Below are 1,044 nucleotides of genomic sequence, written 5' to 3'. Positions count from 1 at the left end.
TTAGACAATACTGCTGCTTCAAATCCCGATTGGTCTGGAGTAGATCCTGATTCAGCCACATCTAGAGCGCCTTATCGCATCTATAACATTGGTAGCAATAATCCATGTGAATTGCTCCGTTATATAGAGTTGATCGAAGAAAACGTTGGTAAGAAAGCAGAGAAAAATCTTCTTCCAATGCAGCCGGGTGATGTACTTGCAACCTACGCCAATGTCGATGCATTAATCAAAGATGTTGATTACAAGCCGTCAACGCCCTTAGAAGAGGGTGTTGCGAACTTTGTTGAGTGGTATAGAGACTTCTACAAGGTTTAAGTTAGATAGCCTGCCATATCTTTCTTGATATGGGCTTTTTCTTACAAACTTCATCTCATCTTAAAACGCCGCGAGTGAGCCTTTTACAGGTTCTTGCTTGCGGCGTCGCTAGTTTCAGGCCATGAATTTGGTAAACCAATAAGATCTCAACTATTATATTTTGAGCTGTATATTGGCCGCACTAACAATTATTGTCAGGGAAAGTAATATGAATCATGTCTATTCTGCGATCGCTCTGATCGGTAGTTTTGCCTTCAGTACACTTTTGCATTCTGCGCCATTAAAACCAATCCCTAAAGAGTCTGGCTTTAGTGGTTCAGTCGTGGGTGGTGCTTCTGCTGTTGAGTATTCAAGTAACTTAGTTGCGGGCACGAGTGGCAAGTTAAGTGACCAAACAATTAAAAGCATTAATGCAGATCCGGAAACAGAATCGAGTGTGGCTCCTTTCATTACTGGTGAGGTGAATTACACCTTTGCTGAATCCCGCACACAGGCCTATTTGGGTGTCGCACTGGAAGACTTAGTACGTTACGACTTGGCATTCCAATTGGGAGTGAAACAAGAGCTTTCTAAAAAAGGTATCGTTTATGGTGCGTTTCTTTTTAGTGCGTTACCAACTGAAGTCTATGCGGACCCTTATGTTGCGAATGTAGCAAGAGCGCGCACTGATCGATCTTCTACAGGCGCGCGACTTGGTTGGCAAAACGTATTAGGCACGGGATTAGGTCT

At 43.2% G+C, this 1,044-nt stretch carries 1 protein-coding gene and 1 pseudogene; both read left to right on the top strand.

Translation table 11 applies throughout. The features are described from left to right. Positions 1–315 (top strand): annotated as a pseudogene (locus A3762_RS21785) (capsular biosynthesis protein CpsI); the annotation flags it as partial. A gap of 208 nt (positions 316–523) precedes the next feature. Then, positions 524–1,044, top strand: a 521-nt coding sequence (locus A3762_RS21780; protein WP_156493661.1) for a DUF2860 family protein, incomplete at its 3' end; no start/stop codon positions are given.

This window comes from Oleiphilus sp. HI0125 (genome assembly GCF_001635355.1).
The sequence above is the reverse complement of the archived record's forward strand: the minus strand, read 5'-3'. Positions and strand labels throughout refer to the sequence as shown.